Below are 6475 nucleotides of genomic sequence, written 5' to 3'. Positions count from 1 at the left end.
GCCCTCAGCCGGTGGGGCGGACTCGCTCGCGGCGGCGGTTGCCCTGGTGGCGGCAATCGCTGCCTCCGGTGTGGATTCTGCCACCGCGCTGGTCGGCGCGCTCCCAACCTCCGGGCTTTGGGTTGTTACCAGGCTGCACGCCAGCGCGCTGATTGCCAGAACGGCTATGCTGGCGATGATTTGAATTCGATGCTTTGTTGGCATATTAAACTCCTTGGGTATTGAATGAGTATACCAAACACCCGCCTTTGCGAGATCGTATTTGTGGTATCCTCTACCCCTATGTTGGACTTCCACGCTCATAAATCCATCGCAAAATTGTACCGCTGTTTTGATGCCCCTATCAGCGTGTTGGATTGTGGGCAAGAGTGCGCCCCATATAATGAAAATGGGGAACCGTTCTGCTGTGATACACAGCACAGCATTCCAGCGGCATATACAGCGGAATGGGAATATCTGCAAATTCACACCAATCTGTGGCATCGCTGGCAACCCGTGGATGCTGAACTTGGTGAGGCTTTACGCCAACAAACTCCGGACAATATGCTGCTGGTGGAATGCCGCGGATATGCGTATTGCCAGCGCCCATATCGCACCATCACCTGTAGGGCATTTCCTTTCTTTCCATATATAAATGGGGCAGGCGAATTTCTGGGCTTGTCGTATTATTGGGTATATGAAGACCGCTGCTGGGTAATCAGCCATCTGGATTGTATCAGTGCCGAATATCGCCAACAGTTTATAAAAACCTTTGAGGCATTATTGGTGGCGTACCCCGCCGAAATAAATAATTTCGCAGCGTATTCCGCAGAAATGCGGCAAATATTTGTCCAGCGCCGCCGCGCAATTCCGCTGCTGCATCGCAATGGCAATGCGTATAAAATTACACCCGCCAATGAGCGTATGCGCCGCTGTGATCCTGCTGATTTTCGGCAGTATGAACCATACGCTATCGCCGCGCAATTGCGTTTCCCCGACGAGCACATATAAAACCTTATTTTCTCATGATGATCAATAATCTCTCTCTGTGATCTTTGTGGCAATCACTAAAATATGACGACGACCTCTGCTGAATTTACCTTGCCCGAATACCATCAGGGCGACCGCCGCGGACCATTGCGTTGGATTTTGTCGCACGCCCTGCGCTACTGGTATCTCTTCGCCTTGCTCATTCTGGGCGCAGTGGGTAATGCCGGGCTGGCCTCGGTGGTGCCCATCTATACGGGCCGCGCCCTCGAAGCGATTTCGGGCGCGCAGCCACAGCTTGACGCGTTGTTGAATATCGCCTGGATGATTGCCATCACCCAGTTGATCCGCAGTGTGTTGCAATTCGGGCGTAATTTTGGCGCGGAACTCATGGCGCAGAATATCGAGCGCGATATTCGCGCCGAGTTGTATATCAGCCTGTTGGGCAAGAGCATGACCTTCCATAACTTACAGCCTGTGGGCGATACAATGGCGCGGGCGACAAATGATGTGCGCGAGGTCAACTTTATGTTTAGTCCCGGCATCAACCTTGTGGTTGGCTCGGCAAATTTCATCATTATGCCGCTCATCTTTGCGCCGGGCTATCATCCCGCGTTGATTGCCGCGCCGTTATTCTTCACGATTACCTATTTTCTGGCCTTGGGGCAATACCTGCACGAATTGCGCCCGATCACGGCTGGCGTGCGCAAGGCTTTTGGCCGCCTGAACACGCGTCTCGCCGAAGCCCTGGATGGGATTGAAACCGTCAAGGGCATGGCGCAAGAGCAGCAAGAGATTGGGTTATTCCAGCAATATGCATCCAGCTTCCGCGACTACTTTATCCATCAGGGCGATGTGGAAGCGCGCTTCGTGCCTTTTCTGCTGATGGCGATCTCTCAGGCGGGCGGGTTGTTTCATGCCATCTGGCTCTACCAGCGCGGCGCGCTGGTGCTGGGGGACGTGGTCGCTTATTTCGGCCTGCTCTTGCTGCTTGGCTTTCCTACATTTATATCGCTGTTTGCCTACTCGCAGGTTTCGCTGGGAGTTGCCGGCGCGCGTCGAATTTTGGAGCTGATCAACCGCGAAAATGACCTCGATCAGAATGCGGAGGGCGCGGTAGCTCCCCTTCGTGGGGAAGTTATTTTTCGGGAGGTGGCTTTTGCCTACGAGACAGGCGATACTTCCTTGAGCGGAATCAACCTCCGGATCCAGCCCGGCCAAACCGTCGCCATCGTCGGGCAAACCGGCTCTGGCAAGACCACCCTGGTTAAGCTGATTAATCGCACCTATGATGCCACCGCCGGGCAGATACTTGTGGATGGCGTGGATGTGCGCGATTGGAATTTGGAAAGCCTGCGCCAGCAAATTTCGATCATTGAGCAAGATATTTTTCTCTTCTCGCGCACGATCCGCGAGAATATTGCCTTTGGAAAGCCCGATGCCAGCGCCGCCGAAATTGAAACCGCCGCGCGTACAGCCCAGGCGCATGAATTTATTACTTCATTTAATGAAGGTTACGATACAGTGATCGGCGAGCGTGGTGTCACGCTTTCGGGTGGTCAGCGGCAGCGTTTGGCGTTGGCGCGCGCCTTTCTCACCAACCCGCATATTCTGGTTTTGGATGACTCAACCAGCGCTATCGATAGCGCTACCGAAGACCACATCCAGCGGGCGATTTACGCCGCCGCGCAGGGCCGCACAACCTTTATCATCACGCACCGCCTTTCGCAAATCCGCTGGGCCGACCAGATTGTGGTCATGCGCAACGGGCGCATCGTTGCCGTGGGCAGCCATGCCGAATTAATGCAAACATCCGAAGCCTACCGCCGCATTTTCCAAGAGACTGATCACTGACCACCGAATACTGACCTATGGCCTTCTTTTCAAACCTCGATATCGAATCTTACGACCGCAATTATAGCGACCGCGAACTCGTGCGCCGCATTTGGGAATTATTTATCCCCCACAAACGGCGACTTTTTGGGATCATCGTATTATTGTTGAGCCTTTCGGCCTCATCGGCGGCTATCCCCTTGTTAGTTGCGCGTGGCCTCGATTTGATGTCCGGCGAGTCGGGCGGGAGCGGCATCTACCTGCTTTCTGGGGCGGTGCTGCTGGCCGGGTTCTATACCTGGGCTGCCAATTGGGCTCGCCGCCGCCTGACCGCTCGCGTGGTTGGCGATGTGGTTTACACCATCCGTACCACGGCTTTTGCCGCCGCAACCGGGCACGATCTCTCGTTTTTTGATACCTTTGCTTCGGGGAAAATTGTTTCCCGGATTACTTCGGATACGCGCGAATTTGGGCAGCTGGTTACACTGATTACGGATTTGATTTCCCAGTTTGGACAGGCGATCATCCTTGGGGTGGTGTTGGTCGGCACGTCTGGGAAGTTGTCGCTGTATGTCTTTGGTTTTCTTCCTATTTTGTTCCTAGCGGCGTGGGGATTCCGCTCTCTGGCGCGCAATGTCACCCGCCGGGGGATGCGGGCTATGGCAAATGTCAACGCCGCTATCAAAGAGACTGTCAGCGGTATTTCCGTCGCCAAGAACTACCGTCAGGAAGCGACCATATTTGATGAATTCGACGCTGCTAATCAAGCCTCCTTCCGCGTCAATGTGCAGCGCGGCTTTATTCTCTCGCTGGTCTTCCCTTCGCTTAATGGATTGGGCGGCGTTGCTACCGCAGTTTTGGTGTATGTGGGCGGGCTATCGGTGATGCAGGGTGCGGTGACGGCCGGGACGTGGTATCTTTTCCTGATGAGCCTGGATCGCTTCTTTTTTCCTATACTTAACCTTTCGGCGTTTTGGGCGCAAGTGCAGTCGGGGCTTTCAGCCGCCGAACGCGCCTTCGCGCTGATGGATGCCGAATCGGCTATCGTGCAGCACGATCAGCAGCCCGCGCCGCCCCTCAGCGGAGATATTCGTTTTGTCGGGCTGAGTTTCAGCTACACTGAGCAAGAACCTGTCTTGGAGAATTTTGACCTTCATATTAGCTCCGGCGAGAGTGTTGCCCTGGTGGGGCATACTGGGGCGGGCAAATCTTCGATTGCCAAGCTGATCGCGCGTTTCTATGAGTTTCAGGCCGGGCAACTGCTCGTCGATGGGCATGATATTCGCAGTTTTAATTTACATCAATACCGCAGCCAATTGGGGATTGTCTCGCAAAGCCCCTTCCTGTTTTCGGGCACTGTCGCCGAGAACATCTGCTACGCCTGCCCGCAAATCGATATGGCTGAAGTCTTGCAAACCGCGCGTCAGATTGGCGGCGGCGATTGGCTCGATACCCTGCCGCACGGCCTGGATACGGAAGTGGGCGAGCGCGGCGGGCGCCTCTCAATGGGGCAGCGCCAATTGATTTCGCTATTGCGAGTGCTCATAAGCCGCCCGGCGATCTTCATCCTCGATGAGGCCACTGCCAGCATTGATCCTTTTACGGAGTGGCAAATACAACAGGCGCTGAATCTGATCTTGCAGAATAGTACCAGCATCCTGATTGCACACCGCCTCTCTACTGTCAAGGCCGCCGACCGTATTTTGGTTTTGGAGCAGGGCCGCATTCTCGAAGAGGGCAATCACGCCGCGCTGATGAAATCTTCCGGCCATTATGCCAGCCTATATAATACCTATTTCCGCCATCAAAGCCTGGAATATGTAGAACAATCTCGCCAGGTTCTCGCCAGCCATTGACTCCCCGCGTCCCGGCTCGTACAATTAGTTTATGAGTGCAGTTACCGAATTGCCCACCACGCCCATTGAGCGAGAAAATATCAAAACTCGCTTCCTTTCTGCAGCCATCGCGCTCTACCAATTGATCGCCCTGGTAGTTCTGGGAGCATTAATTTTCTCAGCAGTAAACTGGCTGAAATACCCATTTATTGGCGCGTTTGTTGAACACACATTGATCGTTAATACCATTCAGCCGGTGCAGCCCGATACCTGGAATGCGCGCAACGCCGGTTTTGAATTTGGTGATCAATTGCTTGCGATTGAAGGGGTTGATCTGCAACACATCGGGGATTTATTTGAGCAGCTGAGCCAGTACCAGGTAGGTGATGAAGTGGCGATTATGGCGCGCACTCTGGGGGGTGAAATTACCACGCGTTCGGTTGTGCTTCAGCGTATGTCTCGAAGCGATCTATTCGCCAATATGATTATTCCCTGGTTCATTGGTTTGGTCTACGCGGGGAGCGGCCTGTGGGTATTCAGCCTGCGCGCTAAGGACGCTTCAGGGCGTGTATTCGCGCTCTTTACGGCCTCCGCTGCAATTGCTGTCGCCGGAATTTTTGACATCCACACTTTTAATCGGTTTACATATCTCTGGACGGCCAGCCTCGCCATTGCCGGAGGAGCCATTTTTAACCTGGGCTGGGTATTTCCACAGGAATCGCGCCGTTTTCGCAAATCCACCCATTTCCAGTGGCTCGGCTACCTGATTGGCGGGGGATTACTGCTTTGGGCGTTGCCTACGTTATTCAACATGCTGCGTCCTGCCGCGTATATTTGGGCCTGGCGGCTGGAGTATGCCTTTTTGGGGGTTGTGTTGTTATTCTTCGTGGGTGTGGCAGCCTATCGACGTTATACATCCACTTCGCCGCTGATGCGGCAACAGGGGCGCATTATCCTGTGGGGCGCTTCGATTTCCTTTATGCCGATTGCGATATGGTTTCTGGCGACGGCCAATCGCCCGGAGATTCGGTTTAGCGCTTATTTGCTCTTGCCGCTGATCTTGTTCCCGTTGGCCGTAGCTTATGCCATTTTGCGCTATCGTCTGTTGAATACCGATTACCTGTTCAGCCGATTTATTATGTATGCCCTGCTCACGGCCGTTACGGTCAGCGGCTATGCCCTGATGGTTAGCGGTCTGAGCCTGGTCTTGGGCGGCGCGATTAGCCCCAATAATCCCTTGTTGGTTGGCCTGATGGTTTTCTTGCTGGCCGCATTTTTCAATCCTCTGCGAACGTATCTCCAACAGCTCGTGGATACTGTGTTCTTCCGCGGACAGGGTGCCTATCAGGAGCAATTACGAAAATTTGGACAGGACCTCAGCCCCGCGGTGGGGCTGGATGAAATTGGCGCTTTGCTGCGCCTGTATGTCGAAGAGACAATCAAACCGGCCCAATTGCATATTTTTACGCCCGATTCGCTCAGCGATTATTATATCGCCTTGCCCGATGCCAGCAAACAACGCACCACAGATTTAAGCTTCGCCACAACCAGCGCATTGCCGGGGATGTTGGAACGCAACAAAACCCATCTGTTCATTGGGGGGGGAACAGAATTGCCATCCGCTTTGGAATCGGAAAAAGCGCGTATCGCTTTACTGGGCGCGCAGGTATTTGCCCCGTTGCTGGGACGTGATACCCGGCTGATTGGCTTTATGGCCCTCACCTCGCGCGCAACTGGCGAACCCTATAGCCCGCAAGATTTGGAGTACCTCTCCTCTTTGAGCGACCAGGCTGCCATCGCCATTGAGCGTAACCAGGTAATTTCTGTCTTGGAGCGGCGTG

6 protein-coding genes (1 of these 6 cut by a window edge) are annotated in these 6475 nt (G+C 54.1%); 5 read left to right on the top strand and 1 reads right to left on the bottom strand.

Features of this window, described 5'->3' with window-relative positions:
* On the bottom strand, positions 1-56 hold the 5' end (the start) of the coding sequence (locus HN413_15165) for a hypothetical protein (protein MBT3391737.1). The gene continues 472 nt to the left of window position 1, outside the view; 56 of the gene's 528 nt are visible here — the first part of the coding sequence; it begins with the start codon at positions 54-56; its stop codon lies beyond the left edge, outside the window.
* On the opposite strand from HN413_15165, the gene HN413_15160 reads away from it, so the two are divergent.
* From HN413_15160 to HN413_15140, 5 genes are all read left to right on the top strand, one after another.
* A complete protein-coding gene (locus tag HN413_15160) occupies positions 47-184 on the top strand; it encodes a hypothetical protein (GenBank protein MBT3391736.1) in 138 nt (45 codons plus the stop codon). The genes HN413_15165 and HN413_15160 overlap by 10 nt on opposite strands.
* 41 nt (positions 185-225) lie before the next feature.
* The gene (locus tag HN413_15155) at positions 226-990 is read left to right on the top strand and encodes a hypothetical protein (GenBank protein ID MBT3391735.1); all 765 of its coding nucleotides are present in this window, start codon (positions 226-228) and stop codon (positions 988-990) included.
* 63 nt (positions 991-1053) lie between these two features.
* Positions 1054-2820 (top strand): ABC transporter ATP-binding protein, encoded by a 1767-nt coding sequence (locus tag HN413_15150; GenBank protein MBT3391734.1) that lies wholly within the window; start codon positions 1054-1056, stop codon positions 2818-2820.
* Between the two features lie 17 nt (positions 2821-2837).
* Positions 2838-4655 carry an ABC transporter ATP-binding protein gene (locus HN413_15145; GenBank protein ID MBT3391733.1) on the top strand — a complete coding sequence of 606 codons (1818 nt, stop codon included), beginning with the start codon at positions 2838-2840 and terminating at the stop codon, positions 4653-4655.
* A gap of 31 nt (positions 4656-4686) precedes the next feature.
* Positions 4687-6475 (top strand): GAF domain-containing protein (locus HN413_15140; protein ID MBT3391732.1); only part of this gene is annotated, 1789 nt, incomplete at its 3' end.

The sequence above is a fragment of the Chloroflexota bacterium genome (assembly GCA_018648225.1).
Taxonomy (GTDB): Bacteria; Chloroflexota; Anaerolineae; order Anaerolineales; family UBA11858; genus NIOZ-UU35.
The sequence above is the reverse complement of the archived record's forward strand: the minus strand, read 5'-3'. Positions and strand labels throughout refer to the sequence as shown.